The organism is Nocardioides sp. (assembly GCF_036405735.1).
In the GTDB taxonomy this organism is placed as follows: domain Bacteria; phylum Actinomycetota; class Actinomycetes; order Propionibacteriales; family Nocardioidaceae; genus Nocardioides.
In genome coordinates, this window is the sequence record NZ_DASWXC010000058.1 from 45,416 (window position 1) to 60,838 (window position 15,423).

The window sequence follows — 15,423 nt, forward strand, 5'->3', positions numbered from 1 at the left end:
CCGGCGGGGTCAGGCGCGGCGCTCGCGCAGTGCGGTGCGGACCCGGACCGCCAGGTAGGCGCACACGCCCACCACGACCGCGACGACGACCACCCACTGCGCGACGCCGACGATCGGCTCGACCTTGTCCCAGTTCTCGCCCAGGTAGTAGCCGGCCAGCACGAAGACCGTGTTCCAGATCGCCGACCCGGCCAGGGTCAGCGCCAAGAACAGCGCCACCGGCATCCGCGTGACGCCGGCCGGGATCGAGATCAGGCTGCGGAAGATCGGCACGAACCGGCCGAAGAACACCGCCTTGCGCCCGTGCCGTCCGAACCACTCCTCGGTGCGCACCAGGTCGTCGTGCTTGACCAGCGGCAGCCGGTCCCACACCCAGTAGACCCGGTCGCGGCCGAACACCGCGCCGACGACGTAGAGCACGAGCGCGCCGAAGACGGAGCCGGCGGTCGTCCACAGCAGCGCCTCGGCGAGCGTGAAGCTGCCGCGGCTGGCGGTGAAGCCGGCCAGCGGCAGGATCAGCTCGCTCGGCACCGGCGGGAACAGGTTCTCCAGGGCGATCGCGAGACCGGCCCCGAAGGCGCCCAGCTTCTCCATCAGGTCCACGGCGAAGCCTGCGACGCCCCCGACCTTGTCGGGATCGGTGGTCAGCGGCAGGGCGAGCGGGCTCACGCCTGGGCCCGGGCGGCGTCGAGCTCGGCCTTGGTCAGCACCGGCCGGACCTCCAGGGCGACGTCCTCGAGCGGGTTGACGCCCTCGGGGCTGCGGTCGATCGCGCACACGACGGTCTCGACGATCGCACCGGCCGCACGCAGCGCGTTGGTGGCGTCGCGCACCGCGCCACCGGTGGTGATGACGTCCTCGATGAGGGTCACCCGCCTGCCGGCGTACGACGGGCCCTCGGCGAGCTTGGCGGTGCCGTACTCCTTGGCCTTCTTGCGGATGAAGAGTGCCGGGATGCCGGTCTTGGCGCTCACCATGGTGGCGATCGGGACGCCGCCGAGCTCGAGGCCGCCGAGCAGCTCGGTGCCCTCGGGCAGCAGGTCGACCATCTGCGCCGCCACCCGCTCCAGCAGTGCCGGCTGGGCCTCGAAGAGGTACTTGTCGAAGTACTCGCTCGCGACCTGGCCGGACCGGAGCGTGAAGGTCCCGGTGAGGCGGCAGGTCGCGTCGATGTCGGCGGCGAGGGTCTCGTCAGTCACGGGCACCATCATCGCGCACCTCCTACGGTGGGCCCATGACGGTCTCCCGGCTGCAGGGCATCGCGCCCACCATCTTCGGCGTGATGTCCACGCTCGCCGCGCGGACCGGCGCGGTGAACCTCGGCCAGGGCTTCCCCGACGTCGACGGTCCGCCCGAGGTCGTCGCGGCGGCGGTCGGCGCCCTGCACGGCGGCCATAACCAGTACGCACCGGGTCCCGGCGTGCCCGCGCTGCGGGAGGCGGTCGCCGCCCACCAGGAGCGCCACTACGGGCTGCGCCTGGACCCGGCGACCGACGTCGTCGTCACGACCGGCGCGACCGAGGCCATCGCCGCGGCGCTGCTCGGGCTGGTCGAGCCGGGCGACCCGGTCGTCGTGCTCGAGCCGTACTACGACTCCTACGTCGCGATGATCCAGATGGCCGGAGGCGTACGCCGGCCCGTCACGCTGCGGGCGCCGGACTTCCGGCTGGATCTCGCGGCGCTGCGAGCGGCCGCCGGCGGTGCCCGCTTCCTGCTGCTCAACAGCCCTCACAACCCGACCGGCACGGTGCTCACCGGCGAGGAGCTGGCCGCCGTCGCGCAGGTGGCGGTCGAGCACGACCTGACGGTCATCACCGACGAGGTCTACGAGCACCTCACCTACGACGTGCCGCACCTCCCGCTGGCCACCCTGCCCGGGATGCACGAGCGCACGCTCACGCTCTCGAGCATCGGCAAGTCGTTCTCGTTCACGGGCTGGAAGGTCGGCTGGGCGACCGGCCCCGCGGACCTGGTCGCCGCCGTGCTGGCCGCCAAGCAGTGGCTCACCTACACCTCCGGCGCCCCGCTGCAGCCGGCGGCGGCGTACGCCCTGTCGGAGGCCGACGCCTACCCGCGCCGGCTGGCGGCGTCGCTGCGCGAGCGGCGCGACCTGCTGTGCGCCGGTCTCAACGCCGCCGGGCTGCCGACGCGGGCGCCTCAGGGCACCTACTTCGCGGTGAGCGACATCCGCGGGCTGGGATGGCCCGACGGGCTGTCGTTCTGCCGGGCGCTGCCAGAGCGAGCAGGGGTGGTCGGGATCCCGTTGCAGGGCTTCTACGACTCCGACGAGGGGCGTCACCTGGTGCGGTGGGCGTTCTGCAAGCGACCCGAGGTGCTCGAGGCGGGGCTGGAGCGGCTCGCCGCCGCCGACCTCACCTACGGTCGCTGAACCACGCCTTGACGTCGCGGCGCAGCAGCAGGCCCACGGTCGCGGCGCAGGCGAACGCCGGCAGCGCCAGGTAGGGGCCGGCGATGGCGGCGAGGAGGAGCAGGCCGCCCGAGAGGGCGGCGGAGACCACGAGCAGGATCCGGGCCCAGCTCCGGCCCAGCACCGTGAAGATCGCGAGCACGCAGGCGGCCAGCGCCCAGCCGCCCACCACGACGCCGAGCACCGCCAGCGTGGCGCGCACCATGTCGGCGTTCAGCCCGGCCTCCCGGACCAGCTCCGGGTCCTGCTCGTTGAGCTGGTCGAGGATCTGACCGGGATCGCGGGCGAGCAGCGCGACGCCGGCGAGGAAGACGCCGGCCACGAGCAGCGAGCAGGTCCAGGTGAGCACGGCCGCGCCCAGCACCGCCCGGGGACGGCGGGCAGGCGCCGGCCCGGAAGCGCCGGGAGGGACCGGCGCGGACGCACCGGGGAACGACGCTGGCGGTGGCTGCGCCGGCCAGCCGGGGTACGGCGGCGGGGTGGTCCCCGCCGGAGGGGCGGCCGGAGGAGCGGCCGGTGCCGTGGGCTGCTGGCGGCGGTCCGGCTCGGCGGACTGCTGGCGCCGGTCCGGCTCGGTGGGCTGCCACACCCCGTCGAACCACTCCCGAGCGGGCGAGAGCCACAGCCAGACGATGGCGGCGGCGACTGCGGTCGACAGCACGACACCGCTGCCGAAGCCGGTCACGAAGAGCGGCACCGCCAGCACCGTGGCGGCCAGCCGGGCCGACTTGGAGCGCTGCAGCACCTGCCAGCCCAGGATCGCGGTCGCCGTCGCACAGGCGGCCGACACCATCCCGAGCACGCGGATCCAGCCCAGCACCCGGTCCACGTCGAGCCCGAGGCTCTCCAGCGGCGGCTCGTTGAGCGCCCGCGCGACGGCCTCCCGCGTGTCGATCGTGTGGAGCCCCGAGATCTGCTGCCACACCGTGAGCACCAGGAAGACCGAGCCGATCATGATCAGCCAGCCCGCGAGGGTGACCTGACGGGGACGTGGTGCCGCTTGCTCCATGGCGTCATTGTGCCGGGTGGGACCGCAGGCGAGTGCCGCGGTACGCGCCCTCACACAGCCAGCGTCAGCCCGTCCTCGCCCCGATCGACCGTGACGGCGGCACCGTCGGTCACCTCGCCACTGATGAGCAGCCGCGCGAGCGGGTCGCCGATGGCGGTCTGGATCAGCCGGCGCAGCGGGCGGGCGCCGTACGCCGGGTCGTAGCCGGTGTCGGCGAGCCACTGCTTCGCGGCGTCGGTGACGGTGACCGAGATGCGCCGGGCGGCGAGCCGTCTCTCCAGCGAGCCCAGCTGGATGTCGACGATCCGGGTGAGCTCCTCCTTGGTCAGGGCGTCGAAGACGACGATCTCGTCGAGCCGGTTGAGGAACTCCGGCTTGAAGGACTGCCGCACCAGTGCCATCACCGAGTCGTGGCGCGCCTCGGCGTCCAGCAGCGGGTCGACGAGATACTGCGAGCCCAGGTTGGAGGTCAGGATCAGCAGCGTGTTGCGGAAGTCGACCGTGCGGCCCTGACCATCGGTGAGCCGGCCGTCGTCGAGCACCTGCAGCAGGATGTCGAAGACCTCCGGGTGGGCCTTCTCGACCTCGTCGAGCAGCACGACCGAGTAGGGCCGGCGCCGGACCGCCTCGGTGAGCTGACCGCCCTCGTCGTAGCCGACGTAGCCCGGGGGCGCGCCCACGAGGCGGGCGACGGAGTGCTTCTCGGAGTACTCCGACATGTCGATGCGCACGATCGCGCGCTCGTCGTCGAAGAGGAAGTCCGCCAGCGACTTGGCGAGCTCGGTCTTGCCGGTGCCGGTCGGACCGAGGAACAGGAACGAGCCGGTCGGCCGGTTCGGGTCGGACAGGCCGGCCCGCGAGCGGCGTACGGCGTCGGAGACGGCCGTCACGGCCGACCTCTGGCCGATCAGCCGCTGGCCGATGACGTCCTCCATCGTCAGCAGCTTGGCGGTCTCGCCCTGGAGCATCCGGCCGGTCGGGATCCCGGTCCATGCCTCGACGACCTCGGCGACCTGCTCCGCGCCGACCTCCTCGCCGACGAGCTTGTCGCCGCTGCCGGTGGCGCCGGCCGCCGCCGCGTGTGCGGCCTCCTCGATGCGCTTCTCGAGCTCCTTGATCCGGGTCTCGGTCTGGTACCGCATCTCGAGCAGCCGGTAGCGCTCCGGGCCCTCCTGGGCGATGAGCGACTCACGGGTGAGCCGGTCGAGCTCGATGCGCAGCGCGTCGACCTCGCGACGCCACTCGCCCTCCCCCTCCAGCTCGGCCTTCTCCCGCTCCCAGCGGGCCTCGAGCGCGCGCAGCTCCTCGGACCTGTCGGCGAGCTGCTTGCGAAGATCCTCCAGGCGGGCCGCCGAGGCCTCGTCATGCTCGCGCTCGAGCGCGAACTCCTCCATCTTGAGCCGGTCGACCTGGCGGCGCAGCTGGTCGATCTCCTCCGGGGAGGACTCGATCTCCATGCGCAGCCGCGAGGCGGCCTCGTCGATGAGGTCGATCGCCTTGTCCGGCAGCTGCCGGCCCGTGATGTAGCGGTCCGACAGCGTCGCGGCGGCCACGAGGGCGGCGTCGGTGATGCGGACGCCGTGGTGCGCCTCGTACTTCTCCTGGATGCCGCGCAGGATCTGGATGGTGTCCTCGACGCTCGGCTCGCCGACGAAGACCTGCTGGAAGCGGCGCTCCAGCGCCGGGTCCTTCTCGATCCGCTCGCGGTACTCGTCGAGCGTCGTCGCGCCCACCATGTGCAGCTCGCCGCGGGCGAGCATCGGCTTGAGCATGTTGCCGGCGTCCATCGCGCCCTCGCCCCCGGCGCCCGCGCCGACGACGGTGTGCAGCTCGTCGATGAAGGTGATGACCTGGCCCTCGGCGCGCTTGATCTCCTCGAGCACGGCCTTGAGCCGCTCCTCGAACTCGCCGCGGTACTTCGCCCCGGCGACCATCGCCGCTAGGTCGAGGCTCAGCAGCCGGCGGCCCTTGAGGGAGTCGGGGACGTCGCCGGCGACGATGCGCTGGGCGAGGCCCTCCACCACCGCGGTCTTGCCCACGCCGGGCTCGCCGATGAGGACGGGGTTGTTCTTGGTACGCCGGGAGAGCACCTGCACCACCCGGCGGATCTCGGCGTCGCGGCCGATGACCGGGTCGAGCCGGCCCTCCTCGGCGGCCTGGGTCAGGTCGACGGAGAACTTCTCGAGCGACTCGTAGGTGTCCTCGGCGTCCTGGCTGGTCACGCGGCGGTCGCCGCGCGTCGCGGTGACGGCCTCGCGCAGCGCGTCGGCGGTCAAGCCGGCCTGCGTCAGCACGTCGCGAGCGCTGCTCTCGACGGTGGCCAGGCTGATCAGCAGGTGCTCGCTGGCGACGTAGTCGTCCTTCATGGACTGGGCGAGCTCCAGCGCGCCCGCAAGGACGCGGGTCAGCGCCGGCGAGGCTCCGGGCTGCTTGACCGTCGCCCCGGTGACCTTCGGAAGTCGGTCGCGCTCGGCGGAGGCGGCGCGGACCAGCGCCGGGGCGTCCACGCCGGCTTTGGCGGCCAGGTTGGCAGCGGTCCCCCCGTGCTCCTGGGGCTGCAGCAGCAGCGCGACGAGGAGGTGGATCGGCTCGGTGGAGGTGTTGCCCGCGGTCGTGGCGGAGAGCTGGGCAGCCTCGATCGCCTCGCGGCTGCGGTTGGTGAACTTGTCGACCCCGAACTGACTCATCTGTGGTGTCGTCTCCTGGTGTGGCCCTGATGATGCTGTGGTGATGCGGGCACCGGAAGTGTGCTCGCTTATCGTCTCAACACGCTAGAAGTTGAGTCCATTCCACTCAACTTTGACCGCTCGTTCGTCCCCGGCGGACAGCCCTCGTCAGTTGGTGGGCGGCGTGGCCGCGTCGGCCTCTCCCGGCGGGTCATGCTCGGGGAACTCCTCGGCCGCGGCCGTCTCGTCCACCAGTACGGTGCGACAGAAGTCCTCTCCGAACGGCGTGAGGTGGATCGACCGGCGTACGACCTTGGCGAACTTGACCGAGTGCACAGCCGCGAGCACGTCGGGCTGCGCCTCGACGACCTGGTACTCCTCCGGGTCGCGGATCGGCTCCTTGGCGAACCACACCAGTCCCAGGCGGAACAGGTTGTTGAGGTACGCCGGCACCGACTGCGGGAACCGGACCCCGGCGCGCATGCCGATCATCGAGAGCCCCGGCGCGATCAGCTGGCTGTTCACCATGCCGACCGGGCCGCCGGTGCGCACGTCGACGCTCGGCTGCGGTCCGCCCTGCAGCAGGAGCAGCAGGATCCGCGCCTCGTCGGGCGCGAGCTCCTCGAGGATGCGCGCGTAGGCCGGGTGGCCGTTCGCGGTGTCCCAGACGTCCCGGGAGCGCTCCAGCAGCTGGGCGCCACGCTCCCGCAGGCTCTGCGGGGTGATCTCGCCGACCACCGGTGCCGCACGGCCCGGCTCGAACACCTCACCGAGCGACTCCCCGGCCGTGACGAGCGCGGTGCCGACCGGCACCCCGGAGGCGACCGCCCGCGCCAGCTCCCCCACGACCGTCACCGCAGCGGTGGCGTCGCGTACCAGCTCGGCGGCGGCGTCGGGGTCGCGCACGGCCCGAGCGACGCGGAAGCCCGCCCGGACCGACGTGCGCAGCCCCCACTCGGCGGCGTTGAGGTACGCCGCGCCGGCCACGCGGGTCAGCCCGGGCAGGGCGCCGACCGCGGGAGCCAGTCGGCCGCCGCGTCGGGGTCGTACGGGAACGGGTGCACTCATGCGAAGGTCCTGAAGAGAAGGTGGTGGAGGAAGCCGCCGGCCGCTCCCATGATCGCCCCGTGGGCGTAGAGCATCCACTCGTCCTCCTTGATGGCGGCGCGCATCATGTCGACGAAGTCGGCCGGAGCCAGCTCCTTGGTGCGGGTGGCGACCAGCTCACGGATGCGGTCGGCCTGCTGGGCGCTGAACGCCGCGTCCTTGAACGGCGTGAGGGTGCGGCCGACCGCGTCGCGCGTGACCGACTCGCGGATCGCGTCGAAGCGGTCGGCGCCGACGGCCACGCGGACCGCGCCCCGGGCCGGTCCGGCCGCCCGGTCGATCGCCGGCCGCAGCGCCGTCGCGAGCAGCGTCCGGGTGGCGTCGCCACGGGGCCCGTCGAGCAGGTGGTCGCCGATCCGCTCGAGCGTGATGACGTCCTCGGCGATGATCCGCGCGTAGACCTCGGCGGCCTCGGGCTGGCGTCGCGGGAAGAGACCCTGCACCCGCACTCCGAGGATCCGCCGCGGCTCGGGCGGCTCGAAGATCAGCCACATGCCGAGCGCGTTGGTCACCCACCCGACGACCACGCCGAGCGCGGCGAGCGACCACCAGGTGTGCCAGAGCGTGTGGACCACCGCCACGGGGATGCCGAGCAGGAAGCCGAAGATGAACCCGAAGGCCACCATCAGGTTGAGTTCGCGCTGACCGAAGTCGCGGAAGATCCTGACCACCAGCGCCGGGTTCCTCCGGAAGTGCTCGATCACCATCAGCTTCGGGTCGAGCAGCTGGTCGATGTGGACGCCGATCTCGTTCGTCACCCGGCTCACGGTCGCCGGCAGCTGCGCCTGGACCCGCTCGACCACACTCCGCCGCACCGCCGGCGGCAGGTCGCGCCACAGCTTGGGATGCTCCTCGAGCATGACCTGCTCGACGAGCTCCGGCACCTCGGGACCGAAGACCGTGACGATGTGCTCGGCGATGCGGTCCGGCTCCAGCTGCTGGTAGAAGTCGGCCGGCGTACCGAGCTTGGCGATCGCCTTGTCGACGGCGATCGAGCCCATCTTGGCCGCGCGTGCCGGGATGATGCCCTGCCAGCCGATGCCGCCCTGCATCAGCCCCGGCACCTCCTGCACCTTGCGGGGCAGCACGCCGGCGAGCTCACGCATGCCGGGCACCCGCAGGCCGCGGAAGTACGTCGGCTTGAACAGCATCCACAGGCCGGACCAGTTGATCAGCCAGCCGATCACGCCCGTGAACACCGGGACGGTCGCGAACTCGACCCAGTGGACGCCCGCCGCCCACTCGGTGACCCAGTCGCGCAGCCAGTCCAAGCTCTCGACCCTTTCGTCGTCAGCCCTCCCCGGCGTGGAACGAGGCTAGCGGACCACTACATTGCCGACGTGCCACAGCCTGCCGTGACGATCAGGGGGACGACGTACCCTGTGCTGCTGCCGTCGTGGCGGGACCCACGCCTGCACGTCACCGCGACGATCATGGCGCTCCACGTCATCGGCCAGGTCTGGCTGGGCTTCGAGCTGTCGATCGCGCAGATCCTGGTCGCGCTGGCCACCTGCGCCGCGATCGAGCTGGTGCTGGTCGCCTGGGAGCGCAAGGTCATCGCGTGGCCGGCCAGCGCCCTGCTGACCGGCAACGGGGTGGCGTTCGTGCTGCGCGTCAACGGCACCGAGCACGGCGACTGGTGGTCGATGCAGGGGTGGTACATCTTCGCGGCGACGTCCGCGCTGGGCCTGCTCACGAAGTACGTCGTCCAGGTGGCCGGCCGGCAGGTGTTCAACCCCTCCAACGTCGCGCTCGTCGTGTGCTTCCTCATCCTCGGCACCGACCGCGTGAACCCTCTCGACTTCTGGTGGGGACCCTGGTCCCCGGCAATGGCGCTGGTCTACGTCGTGCTGGGTGCCGGGGCCGTCCTCATCACCCACCGGCTGCGGCTGCTCGGGATCGCGGCGGCGTTCTGGCTCTGCTTCGCCGCCGGCCTGGGCGTGGTGTCGGCGCTCGGCCACTGCATCTGGGCCCGTTGGAGCCTGACACCCGTCTGCGGTACCGACTTCTGGTGGACGGTGGTGGCCTCGCCGGAGGTGCTCGTCTTCGTGCTCTTCATGATCACCGACCCGAAGTCGATTCCCACGGCCCGCGGCAGCCGGCTGCTCTTCGGCGCGGCTGTCGGCATCACCGCCGTCGTGCTGGTGGCACCGGCGCGGACGGAGTTCTGGGCGAAGGTGGCGGTGCTCGCCTCGCTCGTCGTCGTCCACGTCGGCCGGGCCGCGCTGAGCGCCCGGCCTGCGCTGTCGCTGACACTGCGGCGGCCGGCGCTGCTAGCCGTGTCACTGCCGGCCCTGCTGCTGGTGGCCGTCATGGTCGGGCTGCACGCGCGCGAGCCGCTCCCGCAGGCGACGACCCCGGCCGCCAGTGCCGGCGCGCTCGCCGCGCGACCTGCCGTCGAGATCGGCACGCTGCCGCCGGTGAGGGTCGACGACGCGGTCGAGACCATCACTGGCTCCCTGACACAGACCGAGGCCGACGCGATGGGACGTCAGCTCGCGGAGAGCCTGCTCATCGAGGCCAAAGCCCTCGAGGAGGGCGACGATGCGATGTTGCAGTCGGCCGTCGTCGGGAAGCGGCTCGAGGCCGACCGGGCCGGCGCACCGAACGGCGTGGACCGGAGGTTCTCCGAGCTCACCGCCGTCGTCGTACGCGATCCGACCAACCCCCAGGCGATCCCCCGGCTCGGCATCCATGCCCGCGGCACCACCGCAGATGACCCCTTCGATGCGGTGTTCGTGCTGGCGCGCGCCGGCTCGACGTACCTCGTGGCCGACGAGCTGACGCCCCAGGCGGCAGGGCTGCGCTGAGACCGGGTATCACCAACCCCGAGGCCCTTTACAACCGTCCACATCTTGTCCAGACTGCTGTGGTGTCCTCCTGGGAGGCGAGGGCACAACGACGGCCTGGGAGGGACCGTGTCGGTGCGTCGACGTGCGCTCTGGACTGCGCTGCTGTGTGTGACCGCGATGGCTGCCTTGATCGCCCTGCAACCGATCGCGACGTCCTAGTCGCTGGGTAGCCTGACGGCACGACGAGAGGGAGAGCATTGCCGCACATCGCACTGACCACGAACCTGCCCGGCATCACCGGGCTGCTCGCCCAGCGCCCCGACACCGGTGGACCTCTGTCGGCGCTCGCCGATCAGCTGCTGGTCGCGCCGAGCACGCTCTCCCGCCCCGAGCGCGAGCTGATCGCCACCTACGTGTCGCGGCTCAACGACTGCGACTTCTGCGCCACCTCGCACGGCGCCTTCGCGGCGATCCAGCTCGACGGCGGCTGGGAGGCGGGTTGGGATGTGGTCGACGCGGTCTGCGGCGACCCCGCCACCGCTCCCGTCTCCGCGAAGCTGCGGGCCCTGCTCGCCATCGCCGGGCGAGTGCAGCAGGGTGGCAAGCACGTCGACGACGAGGTCGTCGCGGCGGCCCGAGCCCACGGCGCCACGGACGACGAGATCCACGACACCGTCCTCATCGCCGCCGCGTTCTGCATGTTCAACCGCTACGTCGACGGCCTCGCGACCTTCGCCCCACCGTCGCGCGAGGACTACCGGCCCAGCGCCGAGCGCATCGCGGCGCAGGGGTACGCCGACCGCTCCGGGGTCTGAGTGATCCTCCGGTCATGCGCGCTCGGCTTAGTGCTGGTGACGCTGGCCGCATGCTCGCCCGACCTGCCGACTGACTCTGCTCCTGCCCAGCGGCCCGCGCTGCCGGCCAGCAGCGCCCCACCCGCCTATGCTCCGCCCGCGCCGAGCCCTGTCTGCTCGGTCCATCGGCGTGGGGTTGTCACCCCACTGGACCGGGAATGCCTGAGGAAGGCCGCCCATCGTGGTGCCCGCTACCTCAAGAGCCGGTTGCTGCGACCGAGTGCCCGCCTCACTTTGGAGCAGCTCAACGCGCTGGTCATCGTCGACTACATCCATCGGCGGTGGGATGTGCACGCCATGGCGGGGGCGCGAGCGCGCGCCATGGCCGTGCCGGAGTTGAGCGGTGGCCGGAACCCGGAGGTCGGCTTCTGGAACCGCGACATCGCGCCGGCGCCGTCCGTCGTCGCCGACGGCGGTGGACAGCTCGGTCGGCTCGAGGCCCACTTCCTCTACTGCGACACCCGGCCGCTCACAGCAGGCATCGTGCCGGCGTTCGAGGCGGCGCTGCAGAGGCCGTACGGCGCCACCCATCTGCTCTGGTGGCTGGCCTGGGCACGGGAGCTGGGATGTGACGTGCCGGCCGCGATCACCCTCGAGCGGATCGCCGACGAGGTCGTCGCCGACTTCGCCGAAGCTAGGGCGGTGGTCGATGACACCGCGGTGGTCAATGATCTGACGATCGAGCAACGAGCGCTGCTCGCCGCCGCGGGCCTGGCGGACCGACTGCCCCCCGACTGGCCGGCCAGGGTCGTGTCGGCTCAGCTGCCCGACGGGTCGTGGTACGAGCACGTTCCGAACGGCAGCCCAGAGTTCAGCTGGCACCCCACGATGCTGGCGGTCTGGTACTTACTTGCGATCGGAGACCCCGACCGACCTGACCCCGGCTTCCTCGCCGGGAGGCCGTGACTCACGGCTCATCGTCGCCGCAGCGTCACGCGCCGGTCGACCGGCACCCCGGCGTAGGTCTGAGCTGTCTGCTCGCCAGGCCACCAGACCTCCACCCGGACCGGACCGGCGTCGCCACCGAGGCCGACATGGCATTCGCCGGGCCAGGAGGTCTCGTACGACGTGCTGGACGTCACCCAGCAATTGGTGACCGATCCCCCGGTCGACGTGACGCGAACCCGCGCACCCCAGGCGAGGCGGTTCGTCGGACTCGACGGATCGTCCAGGGCGACCCGCACCCAGTGCCGGCCCGCCCGAGGAGTGGTGTTTCGGTACAGACGCAAGCCGGTGTCGGCGTTGTTGACGAGGATGTCGAGGCGACCGTCATCGTCGTAGTCGAACGCGAGAAGCGCGTGCCCCAAGCCGGTGTCCGCCAGGCCGACCGACGGCGCCACGTCGACGTATCTGCCCCGGTGTCGCACGAAGAACGACATCGGGTCATCGTTGAAGTGCTCGTAGTACGCCCCAGCGCCGCCGTACCCGTTCGTGATCGCAACCTGGCGCCGGCCGCTGTTCGCGAAGTCCTCGGCCGCAATGCCCCACCCCCAACCGGAATGTCGCAGCCCGGACCGCTCGGTGACGTCGACGAAGGTGGCGTCGCCCTTCCCGGTGAACACGCGATTGCCGCTGCAGCCGTCCATCACGTACAGGTCGGGACAGGCACCACTCGCCGTGGGGTAGGAGATTCCCGTGACGATCCAGTCAGGTGCCTCGTCGCCGTCGAGATCGGCGATTGAGGACCCCATGCCAAAGGGCGTCTGGGTCGCCTTGGTCCGGCGGGTGACGTCGACGAACCGCCGACCGCCGTCGTTGCGCAACACCCGGGAGGAACACATGTCGCCGGCGATGAGCAGGTCGAGCCAGCCGTCGGTGTCCAGGTCCACGAACTGAGGGGTGAAAGCGGCCACAGGGTCACCCTCGAGCCGCCAATCGACGGTTGCGTCGCGAAAGCGTCCGGAGCCGGTGCCGAGGTAGAGCCGAGTCTGGCTCAGCCGGAGGCGCGGTTGTCGGCGCGCCTGCTCCTGCCGCCAACAGGCACGCGCGTCGGGGTCGATCGCCGCGTTGCTCCCGGTCTCACTGCTGGCGATGTAGAGCTGAGCCGGGTTCCAGTCCGTCGCCACGAAGTCGAGGTGGCCGTTGCGGTCGATGTCTCCGAAGGCAAGTCCCCGCATGAGCGGGACACTGCCGGCATCCGTTCGGGCCGTGCTGCGCGGATTGACGCCGGTCTTGCGGGTCACGTCGCGGAAGAACCCTCGATCGTTGCGCCAGACGCTGAGCACCGCGTCTTGCTGGTGGCCGAGCACCAGGTCGGGATCACCGTCGCCGTCAAGGTCGGCGAACCCGGCAGCCGTCGCACGCCCGGCGCCGCCAAGCCCGACAGCGACGGTCCGGTCGATGAGCTTCCCCCGCGCCACGACCCAGAACTGCAGTCGGTCGTACTGCGAGGTGCTGACCAGTGCTTGCCGCTGTGAGCCGATGCGCGGCCACCGAGTCAGCGCGAGACCAGCCGTCATCCCGGGATAGTCGTCATCGCCTCCGATGCGCGGCGCATGGTCGGGGATTCCGGCGGCCGTCGTGGCATCGACGAAGCTGATTCCGTCCAGCGCTGCGGCTGAGAGCGTGGGCACTGCACGCGGCAGCGGGGGCTCCACGGTCACGGTCTCGGTCGGCACCACCGGATCGGGCCGGACGCTCGGTGATGCGGGCGGCTGTACCGAAACGTCCGGCGAACTGGTGCCCTCACTCGACCAGCGCACGCCGAGGAGCACAACGAGAAGAGCGATCATCGCCAGCGTCAGGGCGCGCCGCTCGCGGGCGCTCATCTCTGGATCACTACCGACTGATCGATAGCCACACGCTCGTGGACATCCGGAGTGGTCTCGTGAGGCCACCACACCTCTACACGTACCGGGCCGTCCTCCTCACCGAGCCCGACGTGCATTTCGGGCAGCGATTGCGTCTCGAAGGAGCCGTTGGAGGTGATCCAGGTCGTGCTGATTCGACCCGAGCCGGTCGTGACCCGGATGCGCGAACCGACGGCGGAGCGGTTCGTCGACGAGCCGGTGTTGTTGAGCGCCACGCGCAACCAGTGCCGCCCAGTCGCCGGAGTGACGTTGCGGAACACCCGTGGCCCGGTGTCGGCGTTGTTGACGAGGAGGTCGAGACGGCCGTCGTCGTCGTAGTCGAGCGCAGCCATGCCACGCCCGGCGCCGGTGTCGGTGAGACCGATCTGAGCGGCCGCGTCGACGAAGCGGCCGTTCTCCCGGACGAAGAGGGCCAGTGGATCCTGCTCGAAGCGGCCGAAGTACACCGCTCCCTGCGTGTCCTCGGTCTCCTCGGTCGCCGCCGGCGCCCCGGTGAAGCCATTGGTGACCGCGACCTGGAGGTCGCCGGTGTTCGTGAAGTCCTCGGCGACGGCACCGAATGCCCAGCCGGCATCGACCAACCCATCTGCGTCTGGAACCCGACGGAAGGTGCCGTCACCGTTCCCGAGCAACAGCGCGTTGCCGGCACAGCTGCTCAGCGGGTTGCCCGCTGGGCACGCCCTGGTCGCGGTCGGGAAGGCGATGCCGGTGATGAGCCAGTCCGGCACCTCGTCGCCGTCGAAGTCACGGACGACGGAGCCGTTGCCTTGGGGAACGTCGGCGCCACCGAAGTCGGCGACCTCGGCGAAGCGTCGTCCGCCGTCGTTGAGGAACACCCGGTTGCTGCAGACCGGCCCGGTGACCAACAGGTCCGGCAGCGCGTCGGCGTTGATGTCGACGAACTGCGGGGTGTGGACCAAGGAGGTGTCGAAGTCGAGGCCCCACGATGCGGTGGCCTCGGTGAAGCGCCCCCCGGCTGAGCCGAGATACAGGCGGGTCTGGGAGATCCGCTTGATGTCGGGGCCACTGAGATGCTGCAGCTTGGCGTGGAAGTCACAGGCGGCGGCATCTCCACCATCCTCGGGCGCGTAGACGGCACCCCCGAACATGGAGCGGTTGATGTCGGCGACGAGGAAGTCGAGATGGCCGTCGCCGTTGACGTCCGCGAGGGCGATCCCACGCGTGTCCGGCTTGTCGCCGGCTGGGTTCCTGGCCGTCGTCGAGGGGTTGACGCCGACCGCCTTCGTCACGTCCCGGTAGCGGCCTTCGACATTGCGCAGGACTGTAACGACACCGTGTTCTCGGCGGCCGAGCAGCAGATCGGCGTCGCCGTCTCCGTCGAGGTCGGCGAAGGCGGCGGCCGTCGCCGACCCGATCTTGTGCAGTCCGGCATGGCGGGTGATGTCGCGGAACCGGCCGTCACGCACTTCGAAGAGTCCGACGGGGCCGCTGGGCGAGGTCAGCAGCACCCGCAGGGCACTGCCGACCCGGGTGAGGGCCAGGCCGGCGGTCATGGTCGGGAGCGCGAAGTCCTCGTTTCCACCGGCCGGGGTGTAGTCGAGGCCAACCTGATCGGTGACGTCGGCGAAGGCGAGCCCCTCCAACGCCGCTGGGGCCACCTTCTCCGACGGTCTCGGTTCCGGGCGCACGACCGTCGTCCTTACTTCGGGCGACGGCGGTTCGGCCTGCCACAAGGGTGGGCCAAGCCGGACCCCCGCCAACACCAGCAGGCTGGCCAGAGCAAGGATCGGCCAGCG

At 71.3% G+C, this 15,423-nt stretch carries 12 protein-coding genes; 4 read left to right on the plus strand and 8 right to left on the minus strand.

Features of this window, described 5'->3' with window-relative positions; translation table 11 throughout:
• Positions 1-9 precede the first annotated feature (9 nt).
• On the minus strand, positions 10-669 hold the full coding sequence (locus VGE38_RS09155; protein WP_331142228.1) for a DedA family protein: 660 nt from the start codon (positions 667-669) through the stop codon (positions 10-12).
• Positions 666-1,208, minus strand: coding sequence for an orotate phosphoribosyltransferase (gene pyrE / locus VGE38_RS09160; RefSeq protein WP_331142319.1), 543 nt, complete (start codon positions 1,206-1,208; stop codon positions 666-668). The genes VGE38_RS09155 and pyrE overlap by 4 nt, the downstream gene beginning before the upstream one ends.
• A gap of 26 nt (positions 1,209-1,234) precedes the next feature.
• On the opposite strand from pyrE, the gene VGE38_RS09165 reads away from it, so the two are divergent.
• The gene (locus VGE38_RS09165; RefSeq protein ID WP_331142229.1) at positions 1,235-2,389 is read left to right on the plus strand and encodes a pyridoxal phosphate-dependent aminotransferase; all 1,155 of its coding nucleotides are present in this window, start codon (positions 1,235-1,237) and stop codon (positions 2,387-2,389) included.
• On the opposite strand, the gene VGE38_RS09170 is transcribed toward VGE38_RS09165, so the two are convergent.
• From VGE38_RS09170 to VGE38_RS09185, 4 genes are all read right to left on the minus strand, one after another.
• A complete protein-coding gene (locus tag VGE38_RS09170; protein ID WP_331142230.1) occupies positions 2,373-3,437 on the minus strand; it encodes a hypothetical protein in 1,065 nt (354 codons plus the stop codon). The two genes, VGE38_RS09165 and VGE38_RS09170, sit on opposite strands and share 17 nt — an antisense overlap.
• 50 nt (positions 3,438-3,487) lie before the next feature.
• Positions 3,488-6,124, minus strand: coding sequence for an ATP-dependent chaperone ClpB (gene clpB / locus VGE38_RS09175; RefSeq protein WP_331142231.1), 2,637 nt, complete (start codon positions 6,122-6,124; stop codon positions 3,488-3,490).
• Between the two features lie 147 nt (positions 6,125-6,271).
• Positions 6,272-7,171 (minus strand): Abi-alpha family protein, encoded by a 900-nt coding sequence (locus VGE38_RS09180; RefSeq protein ID WP_331142232.1) that lies wholly within the window; start codon positions 7,169-7,171, stop codon positions 6,272-6,274.
• Entirely contained in the window at positions 7,168-8,481 is a 1,314-nt protein-coding gene (locus VGE38_RS09185) for a DUF445 domain-containing protein (protein WP_331142233.1), read from the minus strand. The genes VGE38_RS09180 and VGE38_RS09185 overlap by 4 nt, the downstream gene beginning before the upstream one ends.
• Before the next feature lie 69 nt (positions 8,482-8,550).
• Here VGE38_RS09185 and VGE38_RS09190 point away from each other — a divergent pair, with 69 nt between their 5' ends.
• From VGE38_RS09190 to VGE38_RS09200, 3 genes are all read left to right on the plus strand, one after another.
• Positions 8,551-10,020 carry a hypothetical protein gene (locus VGE38_RS09190; RefSeq protein ID WP_331142234.1) on the plus strand — a complete coding sequence of 490 codons (1,470 nt, stop codon included), beginning with the start codon at positions 8,551-8,553 and terminating at the stop codon, positions 10,018-10,020.
• Between the two features lie 239 nt (positions 10,021-10,259).
• Positions 10,260-10,817: a carboxymuconolactone decarboxylase family protein gene (locus VGE38_RS09195; protein WP_331142235.1), complete on the plus strand. Its 558-nt coding sequence runs from the start codon at positions 10,260-10,262 to the stop codon at positions 10,815-10,817.
• A 273-nt stretch (positions 10,818-11,090) separates the two neighbouring features.
• The gene (locus VGE38_RS09200) at positions 11,091-11,762 is read left to right on the plus strand and encodes a hypothetical protein (RefSeq protein ID WP_331142236.1); all 672 of its coding nucleotides are present in this window, start codon (positions 11,091-11,093) and stop codon (positions 11,760-11,762) included.
• An 8-nt stretch (positions 11,763-11,770) separates the two neighbouring features.
• Here the strand turns inward: VGE38_RS09200 and VGE38_RS09205 are convergent, their stop codons facing one another.
• Together VGE38_RS09205 and VGE38_RS09210 are read right to left on the minus strand one after the other, a co-directional pair.
• Positions 11,771-13,624 carry a CRTAC1 family protein gene (locus VGE38_RS09205; protein WP_331142237.1) on the minus strand — a complete coding sequence of 618 codons (1,854 nt, stop codon included), beginning with the start codon at positions 13,622-13,624 and terminating at the stop codon, positions 11,771-11,773.
• Positions 13,621-15,285, minus strand: coding sequence for an FG-GAP-like repeat-containing protein (locus tag VGE38_RS09210; RefSeq protein ID WP_331142238.1), 1,665 nt, complete (start codon positions 15,283-15,285; stop codon positions 13,621-13,623). Before VGE38_RS09210 ends, VGE38_RS09205 begins: the two co-directional genes overlap by 4 nt.
• Positions 15,286-15,423: the final 138 nt, after the last annotated feature.